1 protein-coding gene and 1 pseudogene are annotated in these 673 nt (G+C 49.2%); both read left to right on the forward strand.

Features of this window, described 5'->3' with window-relative positions:
- Positions 1-388 (forward strand): annotated as a pseudogene (locus MoGM_RS07420) (hybrid sensor histidine kinase/response regulator); the annotation flags it as partial.
- Positions 381-673 (forward strand): response regulator (locus MoGM_RS07425; protein WP_146078685.1); only part of this gene is annotated, 293 nt, incomplete at its 3' end. The pseudogene MoGM_RS07420 and the gene MoGM_RS07425, both read left to right, overlap by 8 nt.

The following is a 673-nucleotide window of genomic DNA, read 5'->3' on the forward strand; positions in this document are numbered from 1 at the left end:
CATATCTGAACTGATGGAGGTTTCAGACAAATGCGCCATGAAAGGCAACCGGAATGAAAAGCCGGATTTCACTTCTCTGCTGTCATACGGCAATGAAGCCGTCATGCTGGATAAACTGATAACGGAAACCGAAAAGGAAATGCAGGCAATCAGGGAAGCGGGTCTAAAGAAAGACCTTCAGGAACTGGACGCCCTGACACACCACCTGCGAAGTTCATGGGAGATACTCCGTGCCGACCAACCGTTAAGGGAACTATACAAATTGCTTCATAGCGAAGGCACACCTGACGATAAAACAATTGGCAATGCTGTAAAAGCTGTGCTGGATAAGGGTTCGGAAATCATCCGGCTGGCAAAAGAAGAAAGGAGAAAATACGAAAATGGATAAGACAAAAATCATCGTGGTGGAGGATAACATCGTGTATTGCGAGTTCGTTTGCAACCTGCTGGCACGCGAGGGATTCCGCACCGTGCAAGCATTCCACCTCTCGACAGCAAAGAAGCTTCTGCTACAAGCGACAGAAAACGACATCATAGTTTCAGACTTACGTTTGCCCGACGGCAATGGTATCGACCTGCTGCGCCGGATGCGCAAGGAGGGCATGACGCAGCCGTTCATCATCATGACCGACTATGCCGAAGTGCATACGGCGGTTGAAAGCATGAAACTCGG

Origin of the sequence: Prevotella sp. MGM1 (genome assembly GCF_002933775.1) — a bacterium.
Classification (GTDB): domain Bacteria; phylum Bacteroidota; class Bacteroidia; order Bacteroidales; family Bacteroidaceae; genus Prevotella.